At 68.5% G+C, this 21,728-nt stretch carries 18 protein-coding genes and 2 tRNA genes; 2 read left to right on the top strand and 18 right to left on the bottom strand.

Annotated features, from left to right (window positions below):
• Positions 1 to 186 precede the first annotated feature (186 nt).
• The 9 genes from rodA to J8M50_RS10160 all read right to left on the bottom strand — a co-directional run bounded on the left by rodA (position 187) and on the right by J8M50_RS10160 (position 12,153).
• Positions 187 to 1,383, bottom strand: coding sequence for a rod shape-determining protein RodA (rodA, locus tag J8M50_RS10200; RefSeq protein ID WP_010355327.1), 1,197 nt, complete (start codon positions 1,381 to 1,383; stop codon positions 187 to 189).
• Positions 1,380 to 3,767, bottom strand: coding sequence for a penicillin-binding protein 2 (gene mrdA, locus J8M50_RS10195; RefSeq protein ID WP_010355325.1), 2,388 nt, complete (start codon positions 3,765 to 3,767; stop codon positions 1,380 to 1,382). Before mrdA ends, rodA begins: the two co-directional genes overlap by 4 nt.
• Before the next feature lie 154 nt (positions 3,768 to 3,921).
• Positions 3,922 to 4,596: a rod shape-determining protein MreD gene (gene mreD, locus J8M50_RS10190; RefSeq protein ID WP_010355324.1), complete on the bottom strand. Its 675-nt coding sequence runs from the start codon at positions 4,594 to 4,596 to the stop codon at positions 3,922 to 3,924.
• A gap of 15 nt (positions 4,597 to 4,611) precedes the next feature.
• The gene (gene mreC, locus J8M50_RS10185) at positions 4,612 to 5,565 is read right to left on the bottom strand and encodes a rod shape-determining protein MreC (protein WP_010355321.1); all 954 of its coding nucleotides are present in this window, start codon (positions 5,563 to 5,565) and stop codon (positions 4,612 to 4,614) included.
• Positions 5,566 to 5,692: 127 nt separating this feature from the next.
• Positions 5,693 to 6,712, bottom strand: a complete 1,020-nt coding sequence (locus J8M50_RS10180; RefSeq protein WP_010355320.1) for a rod shape-determining protein — start codon at positions 6,710 to 6,712, stop codon at positions 5,693 to 5,695.
• 332 nt (positions 6,713 to 7,044) lie between these two features.
• Positions 7,045 to 7,458 carry a nucleoside-diphosphate kinase gene (ndk, locus tag J8M50_RS10175; protein ID WP_010355319.1) on the bottom strand — a complete coding sequence of 138 codons (414 nt, stop codon included), beginning with the start codon at positions 7,456 to 7,458 and terminating at the stop codon, positions 7,045 to 7,047.
• Between the two features lie 63 nt (positions 7,459 to 7,521).
• Positions 7,522 to 7,878, bottom strand: coding sequence for a DUF4233 domain-containing protein (locus J8M50_RS10170; protein WP_010355318.1), 357 nt, complete (start codon positions 7,876 to 7,878; stop codon positions 7,522 to 7,524).
• A 2-nt stretch (positions 7,879 to 7,880) separates the two neighbouring features.
• Positions 7,881 to 9,365 (bottom strand): bifunctional tetrahydrofolate synthase/dihydrofolate synthase, encoded by a 1,485-nt coding sequence (gene folC / locus J8M50_RS10165; protein ID WP_010355317.1) that lies wholly within the window; start codon positions 9,363 to 9,365, stop codon positions 7,881 to 7,883.
• A gap of 166 nt (positions 9,366 to 9,531) precedes the next feature.
• Positions 9,532 to 12,153, bottom strand: coding sequence for a valine--tRNA ligase (locus J8M50_RS10160; protein ID WP_010355316.1), 2,622 nt, complete (start codon positions 12,151 to 12,153; stop codon positions 9,532 to 9,534).
• 137 nt (positions 12,154 to 12,290) lie between these two features.
• Here J8M50_RS10160 and J8M50_RS10155 point away from each other — a divergent pair, with 137 nt between their 5' ends.
• Positions 12,291 to 13,271 (top strand): membrane protein, encoded by a 981-nt coding sequence (locus J8M50_RS10155; protein WP_010355315.1) that lies wholly within the window; start codon positions 12,291 to 12,293, stop codon positions 13,269 to 13,271.
• Positions 13,272 to 13,338: 67 nt separating this feature from the next.
• Here the strand turns inward: J8M50_RS10155 and clpX are convergent, their stop codons facing one another.
• The 5 genes from clpX to J8M50_RS10130 all read right to left on the bottom strand — a co-directional run bounded on the left by clpX (position 13,339) and on the right by J8M50_RS10130 (position 18,222).
• A complete protein-coding gene (gene clpX, locus J8M50_RS10150; protein ID WP_010355314.1) occupies positions 13,339 to 14,628 on the bottom strand; it encodes an ATP-dependent Clp protease ATP-binding subunit ClpX in 1,290 nt (429 codons plus the stop codon).
• Positions 14,629 to 14,808: 180 nt separating this feature from the next.
• A complete protein-coding gene (locus J8M50_RS10145; RefSeq protein WP_010355313.1) occupies positions 14,809 to 15,489 on the bottom strand; it encodes an ATP-dependent Clp protease proteolytic subunit in 681 nt (226 codons plus the stop codon).
• Between the two features lie 243 nt (positions 15,490 to 15,732).
• Positions 15,733 to 16,353: an ATP-dependent Clp protease proteolytic subunit gene (locus J8M50_RS10140; protein ID WP_029184084.1), complete on the bottom strand. Its 621-nt coding sequence runs from the start codon at positions 16,351 to 16,353 to the stop codon at positions 15,733 to 15,735.
• Between the two features lie 240 nt (positions 16,354 to 16,593).
• Entirely contained in the window at positions 16,594 to 17,976 is a 1,383-nt protein-coding gene (tig, locus tag J8M50_RS10135; RefSeq protein ID WP_010355311.1) for a trigger factor, read from the bottom strand.
• Positions 17,977 to 18,145: 169 nt separating this feature from the next.
• Positions 18,146 to 18,222, bottom strand: a tRNA-Pro gene (locus tag J8M50_RS10130).
• Positions 18,223 to 18,368: 146 nt separating this feature from the next.
• Here J8M50_RS10130 and J8M50_RS10125 point away from each other — a divergent pair.
• Positions 18,369 to 18,439, top strand: a tRNA-Gly gene (locus tag J8M50_RS10125).
• A gap of 76 nt (positions 18,440 to 18,515) precedes the next feature.
• Here J8M50_RS10125 and J8M50_RS10120 read toward each other — a convergent pair.
• From J8M50_RS10120 to J8M50_RS10105, 4 genes are all read right to left on the bottom strand, one after another.
• Complete coding sequence (locus J8M50_RS10120) at positions 18,516 to 18,710, bottom strand: hypothetical protein (RefSeq protein WP_010355309.1); 195 nt, start codon at positions 18,708 to 18,710, stop codon at positions 18,516 to 18,518.
• A gap of 129 nt (positions 18,711 to 18,839) precedes the next feature.
• Positions 18,840 to 20,021: a PP2C family protein-serine/threonine phosphatase gene (locus tag J8M50_RS10115; protein ID WP_029184083.1), complete on the bottom strand. Its 1,182-nt coding sequence runs from the start codon at positions 20,019 to 20,021 to the stop codon at positions 18,840 to 18,842.
• Between the two features lie 175 nt (positions 20,022 to 20,196).
• Positions 20,197 to 21,006 carry an Fpg/Nei family DNA glycosylase gene (locus tag J8M50_RS10110; RefSeq protein WP_010355307.1) on the bottom strand — a complete coding sequence of 270 codons (810 nt, stop codon included), beginning with the start codon at positions 21,004 to 21,006 and terminating at the stop codon, positions 20,197 to 20,199.
• Between the two features lie 69 nt (positions 21,007 to 21,075).
• A complete protein-coding gene (locus tag J8M50_RS10105; protein WP_010355305.1) occupies positions 21,076 to 21,561 on the bottom strand; it encodes a ribose-5-phosphate isomerase in 486 nt (161 codons plus the stop codon).
• Positions 21,562 to 21,728: the final 167 nt, after the last annotated feature.

Here is a 21,728-nt window from a genome sequence, read left to right as displayed (position 1 = left end):
AACGTGCAGATAACCGGGTGCGGGGTGGTTGGGGGGCGGGGGTGTGCGGGGTGGGGACGCGAGGGGTTCCGGGAACAGCCGCCGCACGGACCGGCCTCCCTGTCGGACGGCGACGTCCCGTCGGACCCCGTTCCGGGGAGACCGGCGGGCCCCAGCCGCCCTGTCTCCCGCCCAACCGCCGGAGGCTTACGCCGACATCGGTCTCTGGACCTTGATCGACTGGAGCAGGCCCACCGCCACCCAGACCGCGAACATCGATGAACCTCCGTACGACACGAACGGCAGCGGGAGGCCGGTGACCGGCATGATGCCCAAGGTCATGCCGATGTTCTCGAACGCCTGGAAGGCGAACCACGCGACGATGCCGGCCGCGACGATCGTGCCGTAGAGCTCCGTCGTCTCGCGGGCGATCTTGCAGGCCCGCCAGAGGACGATGCCGAGGAGGAGGATGATCAGGCCCGCGCCCACGAAGCCCAGTTCCTCGCCGGCGACCGTGAAGACGAAGTCCGTCTGCTGTTCGGGGACGAACTGGCCCGTCGTCTGGGAGCCGTGGAAGAGGCCCGAGCCCGTGAGGCCGCCGGAGCCGATCGCGATGCGGGCCTGGTTCGTGTTGTAGCCGACGCCCGCCGGGTCCAGCTCGGGGTTGGCGAACGCGGCGAACCGTGCGATCTGGTACTCGTCGAGGATCCCGAGCTGCCACACCGCGAGCGCGCCGGACGCGCCCGCGCCGAGGAGGCCGAAGACCCAGCGGTTCGACGCGCCGGACGCGAGCAGTACGCCGAGCACGATCATCACCATCACCATGACCGAACCCAGGTCCGGCATCAGCATGACGACCAGCATCGGTACGGACGCGAGGCCCAGTGCCTGGAGCACCGTGCGGTGGTCGGGGTACGGCTTGTCACCCGCGTCCACCCTCGCCGCGAGCAGCATCGCCATGCCGAGGATGATCGTGATCTTCACGAACTCCGAGGGCTGGAGGGAGAAGCCGCCGCCGAGCACGATCCAGGAGTGTGCGCCGTTCACCGTGGAGCCCAGGGGGGTCAGCACCAGGAGGATGCCGAACACGGAGAGGCCGTACAGGATCGGGACCGCGTTGCGCAGGGTGCGGTGGCCCAGCCAGACCGTTGCCAGCATCAGGCAGAAGCCGATGCCGGTGTTCATGAGGTGGCGGAGGAGGAAGTAGTACTCGTCGCCCTGGTTGATCTCCGTGCGGTTTCGCGTCGCGGAGAAGACCAGGAGGGAGCCGATGAAGGAGAGGGACAGGGCCGAGAGGAGTATCGGCCAGTCCAGGCGCCTTGCTAGCGAGTCCCTCGCGAAGATCCTTGTCCAGCCTGCGCGGTCTGGGCCGTAGCCCGAGACGGAGAAGGTGTTGCCCGTCATTTGGCTTCCCTTCTAGGGCGGCGGAGGAGGGATCGCAGACCGGGGGTACCTCGTCTGGTGAGCTGGCGGGTGCGGCACCGTCGTGGCTGGTCGCGCAGTTCCCCGCGCCCCTGGGGGGCTGCGCCCCCTGGGACGCCAGCCCCAGGACCCGGCCTCCTACGCCTCGACTTTCGGCGCGTGTCCTGGTTGCCGCCCGTGTTCGTGGGGGCCGTTCCCGGCGGCAGCGTGTCGTCCTGCTTCGGCTTGTCCGTCTGGCTGGCCCTCTGGTCCTTTGCCGGGTCCTTCGCCACCTTCGGGGACGTGATCGTGCCGTCCGGCTGGACCTTCGGGAGGGTTTTCTGGGGGGTCGGGAGGAGCGCGTTCTTCGGGGTGATCGTGCCGTCGTCCGCGACGCCGTACAGGGCGTCGTAGATGTTGCGGACCGCCGGGCCCGACGCGCCGGAGCCCGTGCCGCCCTGGGAGATCGTCATCACGATCGCGTAGTCCTTGGTGTACGTCGCGAACCAGGACGTCGTCTGCTTGCCGTAGACCTCGGCGGTACCCGTCTTCGCGTGCATCGGGATCTTCGCCTGCGGCCAGCCGACCTGGGCGAACCGCCAGGCGGCGGTGCCTTCCGTGGCGACGCCGGCGAGGGCCTTGTCCATCTGGCCCAGCGTGGTCTGGCTTATGGGCAGCTTGCCGTGGGACTCGGGCTTGATCTCGGTGGTCGTCCGGCCGTCGGGGCTGATGACGGCCTTGCCGACGGTCGGGTTCCAGAGGGTGCCGCCGTTGGAGATCGCCGCGTAGATCGTGGCCATCTGGATCGGCGTGACCAGGGTGTCGCCCTGCCCGATGGAGTAGTTGATCTCGTCACCGGCGCGCATCTGGTTGCCTTCGAGGCAGTTCTCGTACGCGATCTGCTCGACGTACGTGCCGCCCTTCTTGCCCTGCTTGCACCAGGCGTCCTTGTTGGCCTTCCAGTAGCTCTGCTTCCACTGGCGGTCGGGGACGCGGCCGGTGACCTCGTTCGGCAGGTCGATGCCGGTCTCCTTGCCGAGGCCGAACTGGTGGGCGGCCTTGAAGAAGTAGTCGCCGGGGTTCTTCTTCGGCTTGATGCCGCCGTCCTTCTGCCACTCGTTGTGCGCCAGGCCGTAGAAGACGGTGTCGCAGGAGACTTCGAGGGCGCGGCCGAGGCTGATCGGGCCGAAGTTCTCCGACTCGAAGTTCTTGAAGACCTGCCCGCCCACCGAGTACGAACTCGTGCAGGGGTAGCGCCCGTTGAAGTCGTAGCCCGCCTCCACCGCCGCCGCCGTGGAGATCACCTTGAAGGTGGAGCCCGGTGCCGACTGACCCTGTATGGCCCGGTTCAGCAGCGGGTAGTTGGAGTCCTTGCCGGTGAGCGACTTGTAGTCCTTGGCGGAGATCCCGCCCACCCACGCGTTCGGGTCGTACGTCGGGTTCGAGGCCATCGCGACGATGCGGCCGGTCTTGGCCTCCATCACGACGACGGCGCCGGAGTCCGCCTTGTACCGCTCATTGGTGTTGCGGTCCCACTGCTTGCGGGCTTCCTTCATCGCGTCGTTCAGCTCGTACTCCGCGACGCGCTGCACCCGGGCGTCGATGCTGGTGACGAGGTTGGCGCCGGGCTGGGCCGGGGTCGCCTCGGCCTGGCCGATGACGCGGCCGAGGTTGTCGACCTCGTAGCGCGTGACGCCCGCCTTGCCGCGCAGCTCCTTGTCGTACTCCCGCTCGATCCCCGACCGGCCGACCTGGTCGGAGCGCAGGTACGGCGAGTCGCTGTCCTTGGCCTGCTGGATCTCGTCGTCCGTGACCGGCGAGAGGTAGCCGAGGACCTGCGCGGTGTTCGACTTGCCGGGGCCGGGGTAGCGGCGGACCGCTTCCGGCTCGGCCGTGATGCCGGGGAAGTCCTCGGCGCGCTCGCGGATCTGGAGGGCCTGCTTGGCGGTGGCCTCGTCGGTGATCGGGATCGGCTGGTAGGGCGAGCCGTTCCAGCAGGGCTGCGGGGTCTGCGCGTCGCAGAGGCGGACCTTCTGCTGGACCTCCTCGGGCGTCATGCCGAGCACGCCCGCGAGTTTGGCGAGGACCGCCTTGCCGTCGTCCTTCTGCTTCAGCAGGTCCGTACGCGACGCGGAGACCACGAGCCGGGTCTCGTTGTCCGCGAGGGGCACTCCCCGCGCGTCCAGGATCGAGCCGCGCACCGCCGGCTGGACGACCTGCTGGACGTGGTTGCCCGACGCCTGCTTCGCGTACTCGTCGCCCTCCCGGATCTGGAGGTACCACAGGCGCCCGCCGAGCGTCCCGAGCAGGGAGAGGACGAGGATCTGGATCACCACGAGCCGCGTCTGGACCCTTGGTGTCCGCCCGGTCTCCGGGATGTTCGTCACTGCCGCCCCCTCCCAACACTTGCCACGCCGTGAATCGAATGTCCGTACGCCTCATGAACGGCCGGGCCACCCGCCCGCGTTCCGCCACCGTTCACCCTCACGGGTGAATTCCACCCGGAAAATCCAGAAAAAGCCCCGCTCGACTCCCCCACCCTCACAGCCGCTTCACCCCTTTGATCCGCCCCGTCCGCGCGGCCGACCTCTTCGCCGCCTTCATCTTCAGCCCGCTCCCCCGCTGCCCCCCGATCCGCAGCCCGGTCCCGGACGACAGCCACCCGGTGGACACGTCCCGCGCCGAGGAACCCGAACCGGCCTCCGCGAGCGGGTCGTTGTCGGCGCGGCGGGCCAGGAACATCACGGCGGGCACGACGAACGGCGCGAGCAGCAGGTCGTACAGGGCGGCGCTGAACAGCAGCCCCCCGATCCCGACATGCCGGGCGGACGTGTCCCCGACGAGCCCCCCGACCGCCGCGTACAGCAGCGTCGAGCCGATCGCGGAGGCGACGACGACCAGCATCGGAGCGGTGGCCGACTTCAGCCGGCCCGTCTCGGGTTTGATCAGCCCCGCCGCGTACCCGATGACGCTGAGGACAAGGGCGTACCGCCCCGCAGCATGGTCGGCCGGCGGCGCGAGGTCCGCGAGGAGACCGGCGCCGAACCCGATGAGGGCGCCGCTCGTGTGGCCGTACACCATCGCGAGCCCGAGGACCGTGAGGAGCAGCAGGTCGGGGACCGCGCCGGGGAGGTGGAGCCGGGCCAGGACGCTGACCTGGACGACTAGGGCCACGACGACGAGGGTCGTGGAGAGCAGGATGCGGTTCACACGCATGGGGGGTTTCAGCTCCTACTGCTCTTGCTGGTCGTTGGTCCGGCCCTGGCCCGGCGCCGCGGCTCCCGGCGTCACCGTGACGGTGACCGTCGGCGTGGGGACCGGCTTCGGCTTGGCCGGCAGGACCGTGTCACGCGGGTCCTTCTTCGGCGCCTCGACGACGACCCCCACGATGTCCAGCTTGGTGAAGCTGACGTACGGCGTGACGTACAGCGTCCGCGTCAGGTCGCCCCCCGAGGGGTCGACCCGGGACACGATCCCGACCGGTACGCCCGGCACGAACGGCTTGTCGGCCTGGGAGCCGAAGGTGACCAGCCGGTCGCCCTTCTTCACCTCGGCCTTGCCGTTGAGCAGTTCGACGCGCAGCGGCCGGTCGCCCTGGCCGGACGCGAACCCGAGTTCGTCGGACGACTCCATGCGCGTACCGACCGTGAAGTCGGGGTCGTTGGCGAGGAGCACGGTCGACGCGTTGGGGCCGACGGTCGTGACGCGGCCGACCAGTCCGTCCCCGTTGAGTACGGTCATGTCGCGCTGGATGCCGTCGTTCGCGCCGACGTCGATGGTGATCGTCCAGGAGAAGCCCTGGGCCGCCCCTATGGCGATGACCTGCGCGCCCTTGATGCCGTACTGGCCCTCGCCCGCGATCTTCAGCATCCGGTCGAGCTGGGTGAGGCGGCTGCGGTTGCGGTCGTCGCTGCCGAGCTTCGCCTTGAGGGCCGCGTTCTCCTTCTCCAGGCCCGCGAGCCGGTCGTGGCGCTTGCCGGAGTCGCGTACGGCGGAGACCGCGTTGCCGACGGGGTCGACGGCCGAGGCCATGCCGTTCTCGATGGGTCCGAAGACCGTCGCGGCGGCCTGCCGGGCGCCGTCGACCGGAGAGTCCTCACCTCCCCTGATATCGACCGTGATCAGCGCGAACGAGACGGCGACCAGCAGTACCAGGAGCAGCCGGCTCTCTCGTGTGTCCCTCACGTGCGGCGGCCGTGCCTTCCTCATAGAAAATCGGGAAAACCAGAAAAATCAGGGGGCTTGTGCCTCTATATCAACGATCCGCCGCACGAGAGGAGATCGTCTCGTACGGCGGAATCGAAGCGTCACGTCATCTGCGCGGCGCGGCGTCCAGGACCTGCTGGAGCGCCTCGAACTCCTCGACGCACTTGCCGGAGCCGAGCGCGACGCTGTCGAGCGGGTCCTCGGCGATGTGGATCGGCATGCCGGTCTCCCGACGCAGCCGCTCGTCGAGGCCGCGCAGCAGGGCGCCGCCGCCGGTGAGGACGATGCCGCGGTCCATGATGTCGCCGGACAGCTCGGGCGGGCACTTGTCGAGGGTCGTCTTCACCGCGTCGACGATCGCGTTGACGGGTTCCTCGATCGCCTTGCGGACCTCGGCGGCCGAGATGACGACGGTCTTGGGGAGGCCGGAGACGAGGTCCCGGCCGCGGATCTCGGTGTGCTCGTCGTCGTCGAGGTCGTACGCCGAACCGATCGTGATCTTGATCTGCTCGGCCGTGCGCTCACCGAGGAGGAGGGAGTACTCCTTCTTGATGTGCTGGATGATCGCGTTGTCCAGCTCGTCGCCCGCGACGCGGATGGACTGGGCGGTGACGATTCCGCCGAGGGAGATGACCGCGACCTCCGTGGTGCCGCCGCCGATGTCCACCACCATGTTGCCCGTGGCCTCGTGGACCGGCAGACCCGAGCCGATGGCCGCGGCCATGGGCTCCTCGATGATGTGCACCTGGCGGGCGCCGGCCTGCGTCGACGCCTCGATGACGGCGCGGCGCTCGACGCCGGTGATGCCGCTGGGCACGCACACGACGACGCGCGGGCGGGCGAGGTAGCGGCGCTTGTGGATCTTCAGGATGAAGTAGCGCAGCATCCGCTCGGTGATCTCGAAGTCCGCGATCACGCCGTCCTTGAGCGGACGTACGGCGACGATGTTGCCGGGGGTGCGTCCGATCATCTTCTTCGCCTCGGAGCCGACCGCGAGGATCCCACCGGTGTTGGTGTTGATCGCCACCACGGACGGCTCGTTGAGGACGATCCCGCGACCCCTGACGTACACCAGCGTGTTGGCGGTCCCGAGGTCGACAGCCATGTCACGGCCGATGAACGACATTGAGTTCCCCATCAGGATTCGTCTGGCCTTCCCACGAGCTTTTGAGGGCTTATCAGGACGGCGAAGTGGGTGCGGTGACGTGAAGGATTACATCGTAGACGCGCCTTCACGGACACCGCGCGAGGGTCTTCGCCATTGTCAGCACGTGCCGACCCGCCTCGCTTGTGGAGACGGTCCATCGGGGGCACGCGTTCCCCCGATCGGCACCGCATATGCCGAAGGACGGCCGAAAATGTACGGCCGTCCCCAGGCTGACGAACAGACGATCTGACCCGGCGTCAGAAACGTCCACGAAAACTCCCTGAGTGTTCATGAACGCCGTTGTAGGAAGGTCAGGCGCGACCCGGGAAGAACAGCTTGACCTCGCGCTCCGCCGACTCCTCCGAGTCCGAGGCGTGGATCAGGTTCTCCCGGACGATGACCCCGAAGTCGCCCCGGATCGAGCCCGGCGCGGCGGCGATCGGGTCCGTCGGACCGGCCAGCTGGCGCACGCCCTCGATGACCCGCTCGCCCTCGGCGATCAGCGCGACGACCGGACCGGACGCCATGAACTCCACCAGCGGCTCGTAGAACGGCCGTCCGACGTGCTCCGCGTAGTGCTGCTCCAGGATCGCCCGGTCCAGCGTCCGCAGCTCCAGCGCGGTGATCCGCCAGTCCGCCTTGCGCTCGATACGGCCGATGATCTCGCCGGTCAGGCCACGACGAACGGCGTCGGGCTTGAGGAGGACGAGGGTGCGCTGGCTCACGGAGTAGCTCCTTCGCTGCTGATGTGCGGTGTCACGAGGCTACAGGGCGTGTCGGTGCCGCCGTCACGCAGCGTCAGGTGTAGTGGAGGCGGCCTGCGCGGCGAACCTCGCCCTCGCCTCGTCGACCTTGCGGCCGTAGTGGACCGAGGCACCCCACAGGGCCGCGAAGACCGCGCCCATGAAGAACATCAGCGGGACGAAGACGCCGGACACGATCAGGGCGATCTGGAGCGCCCAGCCCAGCGCGATGCCGCCGGGCCGGGTGACCACGCCGCACAGCAGGACGCTCAGGAACATCAGCGTTCCGCAGACCGTCCAGACCGTGCCCATCGACAGGTCCGGGTCCTTCATCGCGACCAGGCCGGCGAAACCGATCAAGAAGAATTCGCCGATCAGCGTCGACGAACAGAGCGTGCGCATCCTCAGCGCCTTCCCAGGAGCAGGCGGGCCTCGCCCACCGTGATGACCGAACCGGTGACCAGGACGCCCGCGCCGGAGAACTCGCCGTCCTCCTCGGCCAGGGTGATCGCGGCCTCCAGGGCGTCGGGGAGGCGGGGCTCGACCTGGACCCTGTCCTCGCCGAAGACCTCGACAGCGACCGAGGCGAGCGCATCCGCGTCCATCGCCCTCGCCGTCGAGTTCTGCGTCACCACGATCTCCGCGAAGATCGGCTCGAACGCCTCCAGCAGGCCCCGTACGTCCTTGTCGCCCGCCGCGCCGACCACGCCGATCAGCTTGCTGAAGTCGAAGACCTCGCTGATCGCTTCCGCGGTCACGCGCGCGCCCGCCGGGTTGTGCGCGGCGTCCAGGACGACCGTCGGGGAGCGGCGCACGATCTCCAGGCGGCCCGGGGACGTGACCTTCGCGAACGCCTTGCGGACCACGTCGAGGTCCAGGGGTTCCGCGCGGGCCGCGCCGACGCCGAAGAACGCCTCCACCGCAGCCAGGGCCACCGCCGCGTTGTGCGCCTGGTGGGCGCCGTGCAGCGGGAGGAAGACCTCGGGGTACTCGCCGCCGAGTCCGCGCAGGGTCATGAGCTGGCCGCCCACCGCGACCTGCCGCTCGACGACGCCGAACTCCAGGCCCTCCCGCGCGACCGTCGCGTCCACCTCGACCGCGCGCTTCAGCAGCACCTGGGCCGCGTCCACCGGCTGCTGGGACAGGATCACCGTCGCGTCCTGCTTGATGACGCCGCCCTTCTCGCCCGCGATCTCCGCCGGGGTCGAGCCGAGGCGGTCCGTGTGGTCCAGGGAGATGGGGGTGATCACCGCTACGTCCGCGTCGATCACGTTCGTCGCGTCCCAGGTGCCGCCCATGCCGACCTCTACGACCGCGACGTCCACCGGCGCGTCCGCGAACGCCGCGTACGCCATGCCCGTCAGCACCTCGAAGAAGGAGAGGCGGTACTGCTCCTTCGCGTCCACCATCTCCACGTACGGCTTGATGTCCTCGTACGTCTCGATGAACCGCTCCGCCGACATGGGGGCGCCGTCCAGGCTGATGCGCTCGGTGATCGACTGGACGTGCGGTGACGTGTACCGGCCCGTCCTCAGCTCGAACGCGCCGAGCAGGGCCTCGATCATGCGGGCCGTGGAGGTCTTGCCGTTCGTTCCGGTGATGTGGATCGACGGGTACGCGTTCTGGGGTTCCCCCAGGACGTCCATCAGCGCGGCGATCCTCTTGACCGAGGGCTCCAGCTTGGTCTCGCCCCAGCGGGTCGCCAGTTCCGTCTCTACGCCGCGCAGCGCCTTGTCGACCTCGGGGTCGGTGGGGCGGGTCGGTACGTCGCCCTCCGGGTGGGCGCCCTGGGTACGCAGCGTGCGGCTCCCCGCTTCGATGACCGCGAGGTCGGGGTCTCGGTCGGTCTCGGCGGCGATGATCTCGTCGAACGGGTCGCTTTGTGTCACGGGTCCAGTCTACGGAGGAGGTATGACAGTGCGCCTAAGGAGTGGGGGGTACAGCGAGAACGGCGGGTGCGGGATGCGTTGTGGCTGGTCGCGCAGTTCCCCGCGCCCCTAACGGCGAAAAGGTCCCCCGGCGCTGAAAAGCAACCGGAGGACCTGTCCACGAAAACTACGCCTTCGGCAAGTTCTCCAGCTGTGTCGTGATCCTCGCGATGTCCGTCTCCGCCTTCGTCAGGCGGCCCTTGATCTTGTCGACCACCTGGTCCGGGGCCTTCGCGAGGAACGCCTCGTTGCCCAGCTTCTTCTCGGCGTCGCTCTTTTCCTTCTCCGCCGCGACCAAGTCCTTCGTGAGGCGCTTGCGCTCCGCCTCCACGTCGATCGTGCCGGAGAGGTCCAACGCCACCGTCGCTCCTGCCACCGGCAGCGTCGCCGTTGCCGCGAACTCTTCCGTTTCCGGCTGGAGTCGGAGGAGTTGGCGGATCGCGGCCTCGTGGGCCGAGAGGGGCGTGCCGGTCAGGGACAGGCGGGCCGGGACCTTCTGGCCGTCCTTCAGGCCCTGGTCCTTGCGGAAGCGGCGGACCTCGGTGACGACCTGCTGGACCAGGGCGATCTCCTGCTCGGCGGCGTCGTCGCGGAAGCCCGAGTCGGACGGCCACGGCGCCGTGACCAGCGTTTCGCCGCCCGTCAGCGTCGTCCACAGGGTGTCCGTGACGAACGGGATCACCGGGTGCAGGATGCGCAGCATGACGTCCAGGACCTCGCCCAGGACGCGCGCCGAGACCTTCGCCTGGGCGCCGCCCGCGAAGAACGTCGGCTTGGAGAGTTCGACGTACCAGTCGAAGACCTCGTCCCACGCGAAGTGGTAGAGGGCCTCGCTGAGCTTGGCGAACTGGAAGTCGTCGTAGAGGGCGTCGACTTCGGCGACGGTCTTGTTGAGGCGGGAGAGGATCCAGCGGTCGGTGGCGGAGAGCTGCTCGGCCGGCGGGAGGTCGCCCTCGACGGTCGCGCCGTTCATCAGAGCGAACCGCGTCGCGTTCCACACCTTGTTGGTGAAGTTGCGGGACGCCTGGACCCAGTCCTCGCCGATCGGCACGTCCGCGCCCGGGTTCGCGCCCTTGGCGAGGGTGAAGCGGACGGCGTCGGAGCCGTACTTGTCCATCCAGACCAGGGGGTCGACGGCGTTGGGGTTCGACTTGGACATCTTCTTGCCGAACTCGTCCCGGACGAGGCCGGTGAGCGCGATCGTCTTGAAGGGAGCCTCGCCGTCCATGGCGTACAGGCCGAACATCATCATCCGGGCGACCCAGAAGAAGATGATGTCGTGGCCGGTGAGCAGGACGTCGGTCGAGTAGAACTTCTCCAGGTCGGGCGTCTTCTCGGGCCAGCCGAGGGTGGAGAAGGGCCACAGGCCGGAGGAGAACCAGGTGTCGAGGACGTCGGCGTCCTGGGTCCAGCCCTCGCCGGTCGGCGGCTCCTCGTCGGGGCCGACGCAGACGACCTCGCCCTCGGGGCCGTACCAGATCGGGATCCGGTGCCCCCACCACAGCTGGCGCGAGATGCACCAGTCGTGCATGTTGTCGACCCAGTCGAAGTACCGCTTCGACATGTCCTCGGGGTGGATGGCGACGCGCCCGTCCCGGACGGCGTCCCCGGCGGCCTTGGCGAGCGGCGCGACCTTGACCCACCACTGCATGGACAGCCGGGGCTCGACGGTCGTCTTGCAGCGCGAGCAGTGGCCCACGGAGTGCATGTACGGCCGCTTCTCGGCGACGATCCGCCCCTGCTCCTTGAGCGCGCCGACGACGGCCGAGCGCGCCTCGAAGCGGTCGAGGCCGAGGAAGGGGCCGTGGACGGTGATGATCCCGCGCTCGTCCATGATCGTCAGGTTCGGCAGGTCGTGCCGCCGCCCGATCTCGAAGTCGTTCGGGTCGTGCGCCGGGGTCACCTTGACGGCGCCGGTGCCGAACTCGGGGTCGACGTGCGTGTCCGCGACGACCGGGATCGTGCGGTCGGTCAGCGGGAGCTTGATGCGCTTGCCGACGAGGTGCTTGTACCGCTCGTCGTCGGGGTGGACGGCGACGGCCGTGTCCCCGAGCATCGTCTCCGCGCGGGTCGTCGCGACGACGAGGCTGTCCTCGCCCTCGCCGTACCGGATGGAGACCAGCTCGCCGGCGTCCTCCTGGTACTCGACCTCGATGTCCGAGATGGCCGTCAGACAGCGCGGGCACCAGTTGATGATGCGCTCGGCCCGGTAGATCAGCTCGTCGTCGTACAGGCGCTTGAAGATGGTCTGGACGGCCTTGGAGAGGCCCTCGTCCATGGTGAAGCGCTCGCGGGACCAGTCGACGCCGTCGCCGAGGCGGCGCATCTGGCCGAGGATCCTGCCGCCGTACTCGTCCTTCCACTGCCACACGCGCGCGGTGAATTCCTCGCGCCCGAGGTCGTGGCGGGACTTGCCCTCCTCGGCGAGCTGCTGCTCGACCTTGTTCTGGGTGGCGATGCCCGCGTGGTCCATGCCGGGCAGCCACAGGGACTCGAAGCCCTGCATGCGCTTGCGGCGGGTGAGCGCGTCCATCAGCGTGTGCTGGAAGGCGTGGCCCAGGTGCAGGGAGCCGGTGACGTTCGGCGGGGGGATGACGATCGTGTACGGCGGCTTGTCGCTGTCCGCGTGCGCCGCGAAGTAACCGCGCTCTACCCAGCGCTCGTACAACGGCCCTTCTACCTCGGCCGGCGCGTACTGCGTCGGCAGGTCGGTGGTGGGCGCTGTGTGCTGCTGAGGGTTCTCGGTCACGCAGCCAGTTTAAAGGGGTCGCGGGACTGTCCAGAACTCGATTGTTCTGTAACGGGGCAGACCCCGATGCCGGGAGTTCCCCGTGCCTGGGCCAGGATGACAGGAGCACCTAAAAGCATCTGGAGGGGAACCCAGGGATGAGCAACAACCAGCCGGGTCCGTACGGCGGTCCGCCGCAGCAGTCCGGTCCGTACGGGGGCCAGCCCGGCCCGTACGGCCAGCCGCAGGCGCCGCAGCCCGGCTACGGGTACCCCCAGGGTGGTGTTCCGCCGCAGGCCAACCCGTACAACCAGCCCACGCAGCCGATGGGCCAGGCTCCCTACGGCCAGCAGCCGCCGTACGGCCAGCAGCCTCCCTACGGCGGTCCGCCCGTGCAGCAACCCCCCGTCCCCGCCGGGAAGAAGAAGCGTGCCGGGCTGATCGTCGGGGTCGCCGCAGTCGTCGTGGCTCTCGCGGTCGGGGCGTACGTCGTGACGCAGGGCGGCGGCGGTGGCGGGCTGGAGAACGACGGGGCGCACCGGCTCGACACCCCCGCGACGGTCGTCTCCGAGTACAAGCGGGTCGGCAAGGGCGGCGAGACGTCCGACGCGGACACCGTCAAGTACCTCCGGACCAGCGGCGTCCAGGGCGGCAAGGCCGTCCTCGGGCAGTGGTCGACGGCGGACTTCGGCGACTACGACCCGAAGAACCCCGACCCGGCCGATCTCCCGTCCCAGGCCGAGCTGTTGACCGCGCGCGGGGTGACGCTGCTGGGCGGTTACGGCGAGATAGCCGACCCGCAGTCGACCCTCGACAGGTACTTCCTCGCGATCACCGCGCAGATCGACGCGAACAACAAGAAGATCGAGGCGGGTGGCACGTCGTCCGGCGGCGCCTCGAAGACGACGCTGGAGGGCCAGCCGGAGAAGGTCGACATCGACGGCGCGGTGGCCAAGTGCCAGGCGGCGTCGAGCGTCAACGCCCTGACGAAGAAGGTCTCCACGGACTGGTTCTGCGTCTGGGCCGACTACAGCACGGTCGGCATGGTCTCCCCCGGCGACAACACGAAGAGTATCGACAAGGCGACGGCCGTGGACGTGACGACCAAGCTGCGCAAGGAAGTTCGGGTCAAGGTCTGACGGTTACGACGATGAGGGGCCCCCAACTCGCTGTTGGGGGCCCCTCATCGTCGTAACTGTCCAAGCTCTACGCGGACTTCTGCTCCCCCGGACCCCGGCCGCCGCGCGAATCGCGCGGGATCAGCGTCGGGTTGACGTTGGAGAGGACCACGTCGGCGGTGATGACGACACGTGCCACGTCCTTGCGGGACGGGACCTCGTACATCACGCCCTGGAGGACTTCCTCCATGATGGCGCGCAGGCCGCGGGCGCCGGTCTGGCGGAGGATCGCCTGGTCGGCGATGGCTTCGAGGGCCTCGCGCTCGAAGTCCAGCTCCACGCCGTCGAGTTCGAAGAGGCGCTGGTACTGCTTGACCAGGGCGTTGCGCGGCTCGATGAGGATCTGGAGGAGGGCCTCGCGGTCCAGGTTGTGGACCGAGGTGATGACGGGGAGGCGGCCGATGAACTCGGGGATCATGCCGAACTTGACCAGGTCCTCCGGCATGACCGCCTCGAACTGGTCCTTCGACTGGAGTTCGAGCTTGGAGCGGATCGTCGCGCCGAAGCCGATGCCCTTCGCGCCCGCGCGGGACTCGATGATCTTCTCCAGCCCGGCGAAGGCGCCGCCCACGATGAACAGGACGTTCGTCGTGTCGATCTGGATGAACTCCTGGTGCGGGTGTTTACGGCCGCCCTGCGGGGGCACCGACGCGGTGGTCCCCTCCAGGATCTTCAGCAGGGCCTGCTGGACGCCCTCACCGGAGACGTCACGCGTGATCGACGGGTTCTCGCTCTTGCGGGCGACCTTGTCGATCTCGTCGATGTAGATGATCCCGGTCTCGGCCTTCTTGACGTCGTAGTCGGCCGCCTGGATCAGCTTCAGGAGGATGTTCTCGACGTCCTCGCCGACGTACCCGGCCTCGGTCAGCGCCGTCGCGTCCGCGATCGCGAACGGGACGTTCAGCATGCGCGCGAGGGTCTGGGCGAGGAGGGTCTTGCCCGAGCCGGTGGGGCCGAGCAGGAGGATGTTGGACTTCGCGAGCTCGATGGCGTCCTCGCGGCTCTGGCCGCCGCCGTTCTCACCGGCCTGGACGCGCTTGTAGTGGTTGTACACCGCTACCGAGAGGGCCTTCTTCGCGGCCTCCTGGCCGACGACGTACCCCTCCAGGAACTCGTAGATCTCGCGGGGCTTGGGGAGTTCCTCCCAGCGCACCTCGCTCGTCTCCGCGAGTTCCTCCTCGATGATCTCGTTGCAGAGATCGATGCACTCGTCGCAGATGTACACACCAGGCCCTGCGATGAGCTTCTTGACCTGCTTCTGGCTCTTGCCGCAGAACGAGCACTTGAGCAGATCGCCGCCGTCACCGATGCGTGCCACGGTGTGCTTCCCCTTCGCCATGGGAGACGCCTGGACGATACGAGTCCAGCGGCTCCTGGTGCTGCCTTATGTCGACGGTACCTTGCCTGACCCCCCGTTCGGGTCCCCCTTGGCACGGTTCACTTTGACGTGGAACGTGTCAAACCGTGCCAAGGGGCGGCAGACGGATTCGCCCGCGCGTCAACGGATGGACGCGTTGTTCATCTTCCGGGTGGAGATGATCTGGTCGACCAGGCCGTACGCGAGCGCGTCCTCGGCGGTCAGGATCTTGTCGCGCTCGATGTCCTCGCGGATCTTCTCGATCGGCGTGGTCGAGTGCCTGGCCAGCATGTCCTCCAGCTGCGCGCGCATGCGGAGGATCTCATTGGCCGCGATCTCCAGGTCCGAGACCTGACCCCGGCCCGTCTCGCTGTAGGGCTGGTGGATCAGGACGCGGGCGTTCGGCAGGGCCATCCGCTTGCCGGGGGTGCCGGCGGCCAGCAGGATCGCGGCGGCGGAGGCCGCCTGGCCCATGCAGACCGTCTGGATGTCCGGCTTCACGAACTGCATCGTGTCGTAGATCGCGGTGAGCGCGGTGAACGAGCCGCCGGGGCTGTTGATGTAGACCGAGATGTCCCGGTCCGGGTCCATCGACTCCAGGCACAGGAGCTGCGCCATGACGTCGTTGGCGGACGCGTCGTCGATCTGCACGCCGAGGAAGATGACGCGCTCCTCGAAGAGCTTCGCGTACGGGTCGTACTCACGGACGCCCTGCGAGGTGCGCTCGACGAAGCGCGGGATCACGTAGCGGGACTCGGCCTGCGGGCCGGTGTACTCGGCCTGGGCGCTCTCGTACAGGCCGTTGCCGGGAAAGGTGTTCACGGGTTTCTCCTGAGAAGGCTGTGCTGGGCGGTGGCTGGTGGGGGTGGAGGGGCTGACGGGGTGGGGCCGGGGCCGTACGGGCCCTGAGGCCCTCCAGGGCCTTCGAGGGGCCCTGCCGGGTCGGGGACCCGCCGGGACCCCTCCAGGAGCTTCAGCGGGCTCCGGAGGTCCCATACGGACCTCCCGGACCGGTCCCTCCCGGCTTCCGGACCGGATCCGGACCCTGGGTGCCCCTCCCGGGGGCTACACCCCGGTGCCGCCGCCGCCCGGCATGCCGGCGGCCGTGGCGATGACGTCGTCGATGAGGCCGTATTCCTTGGCCTCTTCCGGGTCGAACCAGCGGTCGCGGTCCGAGTCGCGGGTGATCTGCTCGACGGACTGGCCGGTGTGGAGGGACGTCAGCTCGGCCATGCGCTTCTTCGTGTGGAGGAGACGCTCGGCGTGGATCTTGATGTCCGAGGCCGAACCGGCGAGGCCGGCGGACGGCTGGTGGATCAGGATCTCGGCGTTCGGGAGCGCGAAGCGCTTGCCCGGGGTGCCCGCACTGAGGAGGAACTGTCCCATGGAGGCGGCCAGGCCCATCGCGATGGTCATCACGTCGTTCTTGATGAACTGCATCGTGTCGTAGATCGCCATGCCGGCCGTGATCGAGCCGCCGGGGCTGTTGATGTAGAGGTTGATGTCCTTCTCGGGGTCCGCGGCTGCGAGAAGCAGCAGCTGCGCGGTGATCCGGTTCGCGATGTCGTCGTCCACCGGCTGGCCGAGGAAGATGATCCGCTCGTTGAGCAGTCGGTTGTAGACATGGTCGCCGAGGCCACCACCGATGGAGGGCTCACCGGCGGCGGAGGGCATCAGATTCGTCACGTATCCACCTGCTCGTCTTACGACGGCGCCGGGCCGTCTCGCGTTTCCCTGCGGGGCCTCCGGCGGTTCAGCCGATAACGCAGGCCCTGTTCATGGACCCTAACGCGCGGGTCCCTCCAGGGAATCCCGCAAAGGTTGGTGTTCGCCGGGGGCGTAGACCCGCGCCCCTCAAAGACCGGAAACGAACGAACGAGCCCCGGGTTCGCAAGAACCCGGGGCCCGTCGTCAGTCTGCTACCGATCAGGCGTCGGCCTTCTCCTCGGAAGCGGCCTCGACGGCAGCGTCCTCGGTGGCCTCTTCCTCATCCTCTTCGTCGTCGAGGTCGATGACCTCGCCGTTGGTGTCCTTGACCGTCGCGGACTCGACGACGAGCGCGAGGGCCTTGCCGCGGGCGACCTCGCCGACGAGCAGCTGGACCTGGTTGCCCTCGACGACGGCCTGCGCGAACTGGTCCGGGGACATGCCGGAGGAGGCGGCGCGGCGCATCAGGTGCTCGGTCAGCTCTTCCTGGTTCACGGAGAGCTTCTCGCGCTTGGTCAGCTCGTCGAGGACGAACTGGGTCTTGATGCCCTTGACCGCGGCGTCACGGGTCTCGGTGTCGAACTCCTCGGCGGTCTTGCCCTGGAGCTCCAGGTACTTGTCGAGCTCGAGACCCATCTGGGGCAGCTGGTGGTGCTCCAGGTTGTGCTTGCGGGTGTTGATCTCCTCTTCGAGGAGCTTCTCGGGCACCGGCACCTCGACGATGTCGAGGAGCTTCTCCAGGACGCGCTCCTGGGCCTGCGTGGCCTGGTCGTACTGCTTCATGTTCTCCAGGCGCTTGCGGCTGTCCGCCTTCAGCTCCTCCAGCGTGTCGAACTCCGAGGCGAGCTGCGCGAACTCGTCGTCCAGCTCGGGGAGTTCACGGGCGGCGACCTGGGTGACCTTGACGGTGACCTCGGCCTCCTTGCCCGCGCCGGTGCCGCCCTTCAGCTCGGAGGCGAAGGTGGCCTCGCCACCGGCCTCCAGGCCCTTGACGGCGTCGTCGATGCCTTCCAGCAGCTCGCCGGAGCCGATGGTGTAGGAGACGCCGTTGGCGATGCCGTCCTCCAGCACCTCGCCGTCGACCTTGGCCTCCAGGTCGACGGTCACGACGTCGCCGTCCTCGGCGGCGCGCTCCACCGGGGAGGTGGAGGCGAAGCGCTCACGCAGCTGCTCGACCGACTTCTCGATGTCCTCGTCGGTGACCTCGACCGCGTCGACCTCGACCTCGATGGAGGAGAAGTCCGCGGGGAGTTCGAGGGCGGGACGGACGTCGACCTCGGCGGTGAAGTTCAGCGTCTCGCCGTCCTTCAGCTCCGTGATGTCGACCTCGGGCTGGCCCAGGACGCTCAGCTCGGCCTCGTTCACGGCTTCGGTGTAGAACTTCGGGAGGGCGTCGTTGACGGCCTCCTCCAGCACCGCACCGCGGCCGAAGCGCTGGTCGATGATCCGGGCCGGGATCTTGCCCTTGCGGAAGCCCTTGACCGTGACCTGCTGGTTGATCTTCTTGTACGCCGCGTCGAGGCTGTCCTTGAGCTCCTCGAAGGGCACCTCGATGCTGAGCCGAACCCGAGTCGGGTTCAGGGTCTCCACGGCGCTCTTCACGGTTCGGTCTCCTTGGGGGCTGACTTCTTGGGTTCCGCCGGGACCTCGATTGGTCCGGCCGATCGCCGCCCGGAGACTTCCAGAGAGTGAGAGACACGGGCGTGCAGCCTGCATAGTAACCGCAGCCGCCGAGGCCCCCCAAAGCCGATCACCGAGGTGATCGCGTAAATGGTCGGGGTAGCGGGATTTGAACCCACGGCCTTCCGCTCCCAAAGCGGACGCGCTACCAAGCTGCGCCATACCCCGTGCCGGTGCGACACGTAGGGTACATGCCCGGACGCGGTCCGGCTGCCGCATTCGCCGCAGGCCCTGGAAGGGGTGTGCGGTGGAGGGGGATCAGCCGCTACGATGCTCCTGTGTCGCGGGCTTCTCTGACCTGCGGCGCGCTCTGTGCGGGCGTAGCTCAATGGTAGAGCCCCAGTCTTCCAAACTGGCTACGCGGGTTCGATTCCCGTCGCCCGCTCTCTTCAACGGCCCGAGCCGGACCGGAGGTTGACCCTCCTGGTCCGGCTTTTGTCTTGCCAGAAGCCGGTGTCCGCTCAGAAGTTGATGTCCGCGATCGCCTTCGTGATCGAGTTCATGAGGTCGTTTATCGTCGGCGCCAGGCCGGTCGAGGCGAGGAAGAAGCCGAAGAGGACGGCGACGACCGCCGGACCGCCCTTGATGCTTCCGCTGCGGATCATGACCACCAGGACGATCGCCAACAACAGCACCACTGACAGAGAAATGGCCATGACTGATCACACGCCCTAGGTCGGTTCGCTCTCCCGAGAGCATCGTGCCACCAACAGGCGCATGTCATGCGGGGTGTTGGTCACAAATCCGTTCTGTACAGCCTTGTCCGTGCCGTCCGCCGCCCTGGCTCAAAAGCGCGCCGACGACGCCGTGGGGCCCTCGCGGCAGACCAGGAGGAGGGCCCGGTCGTCGTTGACGTCCTTCGCCACCGCCTCGATCAAGTGCCAGGCGGCGCCCTGGAAGCCGCCCGCGACGTAGCGGTCGGCCTCGCCGGTGAGGCGGTCTATGCCTTCGACGATGTCGCGGTCGGAGGTCTCCACCAGGCCGTCCGTGAAGAGCATCAGGACGTCGCCGGGGCGCAGGGAGCCCTTCACCGGGTCGAACTGGGCGCCCTCGTAGACGCCGAGGAGGGGGCCTTCCGCCGCCTTCTCCTCCCAGCGTCCGCTGCCCGCGCTGAGCTGGAGGCCCGGCGGGTGGCCCGCCGAGTACAGCTCGTAGTCGCCCGAGTCGAGGTCCAGGACCAGGTGGATGGAGGTCGCGAAGCCCTCGTCCCAGTCCTGGCGCAGGAGGTAGCCGTTCGCGGCCGGGAGGAAGGCGTGCGGGGGCAGGGAGCCGAGGAGGCCGCCGAACGCGCCGGACAGGAGGAGGGCCCTCGATCCCGCGTCCATGCCCTTGCCGGACACGTCCGTGAGGACGACCTCCATCGTCCGGCCGCCGTTGGTGCGCGCGGCCACCACGAAGTCGCCCGAGAAGGACTGGCCGCCCGCCGGGCGCAGCGCCATCTCGCGGTGCCAGCCCGGGGGGAGCTTCGGGAGCTTGCTCTGTACGCGGATGCGTTCGCGCAGGTCGAACAGCATCGTGCCGCCCCGCCGCCACGGGACGCCGACCCTGCTGCGGAACTGGGCGATCAGCAGGCCGAAGAAGCCGCACGCCGCGACCACCAGGACCACGCCGGGGGTCACCCGCGACGGGCCCTCCGTGTACGGGCCGAGGCGCACCGACTCGATGATCAGGGCCGTCGCCGCCGCCGCGTACAGGGCCAGCAGGCTGGAGGGGCGCAGCAGGAGGCCGCCGGCCACGATCGGGAGGACCAGGGCCGCCGGGGAGAACCACACCGAGTTCGCCAGGGTCGCCATCATGATGACCGGGACCGTGAGCAGGAGGCCGGCCAGCGCTATCCAGTCCGAGCCGTCGCCCCTGAAGTAGTCCACCGCGCTTCTGCGCAGGCCGGTGCGGACCCGGTGCATCAGATGCCTCAACCGGGCCGTGAACGTCTCGGCTTCCGCGCGCCGCTGTCGTCCTGCTGCCATTAGTTCGGGACCCTATCCATCCAACCCGCCGCTTGGCACGGGAGGTCCCACTTGTCCCCCGTCCGAGGTTTGACCTCCCAGTGAACTTCATGGAGAGCGGTTCGTGGGCGGGGAGGGCGAAATTCGATCTGTCGTCCCGGGTTGGGGTGGTTCGGGGTGGAGTGGCTCGGTGTGGTCACGCCTGTTGGCAAGTCGGGCACCAGAAGAGGTTGCGGTTCGAGAGGTCCGCTGTGCGGATCTTCGTGCCGCAGAGGTGGCACGGCTGGTTCGTGCGGCGGTAGACGTAGACCTCGCCGCCGTGGTCGTCCACCCTCGGGGGGCGGTTCATCGCCTCGGGGGTGTGCTGGGGGCGGACCGTGTCGATGCGGTTGTTCTTCACGCCCTCCCGCATCAGGTCCACCAGGTCCGTCCAGATGCCGTCCCACTCCGGCTTCGTGAGGTCCTTGCCCTGGCGGTACGGGTCGATGTTGTGGCGGAACAGGACTTCCGCCCGGTACACGTTGCCGACTCCCGCGATGATCTTCTGGTCCAGGAGGAGGGCCGCGATCGTCGTCCGGCTGCGGTGGATTCTGTCGTACGCCGTGTCCGGGGTCGCGTCGTCCCTGAGGGGGTCCGGGCCCAGGCGGTCGTGTATCGCCGCCTTCTCCTCCGGGGTGATCAGGGCGCAGGTCGTCGGGCCCTTCAGGTCCACGTACGACGTCCTGTTCGCCAGGCGGAGGCGGGTGGTGTCCGTGGGTGGGGGTGCGGGGGTGTCTCCGAAGGTGACCTTGCCGAAGAGGCCCAGGTGGATGTGGATCCAGTGCGCATGCCGGAAGGCCAGGAAGAGGTGTTTGCCGTGGGCCTCGGTGGAGGTCAGTTCCGTACGCGTGAGGAGGGGGGCGGCGTCGGAGAACTTGCCCTGGGGGCTGGTCACTTCGGGGGTGGTGCCTTGGAAGCGGGCTGCGTAGTCCTGTGCCAGGCGGTGGATCGTGTGACCTTCTGGCACAGCGCTTCCTCTTCTTGTTCGAAGGTGCGGACCGGCGTCGAGAGGGGGCCGTCCGGCCCCCTGCTCTCCCTACTGCTGCGGGTGGTGTGCGGGGATCTCCGGGAGGTCGCCCGTCGTTTCGTACTCGCTCAGCATGTCGATTCGGCGGATGTGGCGTTCGTCACTCGAGAAAGGGGTCGCCAGGAAGGTTTCGACGAAGGTCGTGGCCTCGTCCTGCGTGTGCATGCGGGCGCCTACCGCGATGACGTTCGCGTTGTTGTGCTGGCGGCCGAGGGACGCCGTTTCCGCGCTCCAGGCCAGGGCCGCCCTTACGCCCTTCACCTTGTTCGCGGCGATCTGTTCGCCGTTGCCCGAGCCGCCGATGACGATGCCCAGGGAGTCCGGGTCGGACGCGGTGCGTTCGGCTGCCCGGAGGCAGAACGGGGGGTAGTCGTCCTGGGCGTCGTAGATGTGGGGGCCGCAGTCGACGGGGTCGTGGCCGGCTGCCTTGAGCCAGTCGACGAGGTGGTTCTTGAGTTCGTAGCCGGCATGGTCGGAGCCTAGGTACACACGCATGGGACGAGTGTGACATGCGGGTTGCTGGGGAGGGTCAGGGGTGGGCGTCGGGCGGCACACACCGGTAATTCGACGAAACGTCCAGATCACAGTTGTCGCCGATCCTTAATGGCAGGTACACCCCGTGCCCCGCCTCCGTTTCACTGGCCGCCAGCACCCGCACCCCT

The sequence above is a fragment of the Streptomyces acidiscabies genome (assembly GCF_020010905.1).
Classification (GTDB): Bacteria; Actinomycetota; Actinomycetes; order Streptomycetales; family Streptomycetaceae; genus Streptomyces; species Streptomyces acidiscabies.
Note: the sequence above shows the minus strand (reverse complement) of the source record. Positions and strands in the feature narration are given on the sequence as shown.

Coding starts and splice junctions, on each gene's coding strand:
- rodA (WP_010355327.1), bottom strand. CDS start 1,383: ATGACGGGCAACACCTTCTCCGTCTCGGGCTACGGCCCAGACCGCGCA.
- mreD (WP_010355324.1), bottom strand. CDS start 4,596: ATGCGTGTGAACCGCATCCTGCTCTCCACGACCCTCGTCGTCGTGGCC.
- J8M50_RS10180 (WP_010355320.1), bottom strand. CDS start 6,712: ATGTCGTTCATCGGCCGTGACATGGCTGTCGACCTCGGGACCGCCAAC.
- J8M50_RS10170 (WP_010355318.1), bottom strand. CDS start 7,878: ATGCGCACGCTCTGTTCGTCGACGCTGATCGGCGAATTCTTCTTGATC.
- J8M50_RS10155 (WP_010355315.1), top strand. CDS start 12,291: ATGAGCAACAACCAGCCGGGTCCGTACGGCGGTCCGCCGCAGCAGTCC.
- J8M50_RS10120 (WP_010355309.1), bottom strand. CDS start 18,710: ATGGCCATTTCTCTGTCAGTGGTGCTGTTGTTGGCGATCGTCCTGGTG.
- J8M50_RS10115 (WP_029184083.1), bottom strand. CDS start 20,021: ATGGCAGCAGGACGACAGCGGCGCGCGGAAGCCGAGACGTTCACGGCC.
- J8M50_RS10105 (WP_010355305.1), bottom strand. CDS start 21,561: ATGCGTGTGTACCTAGGCTCCGACCATGCCGGCTACGAACTCAAGAAC.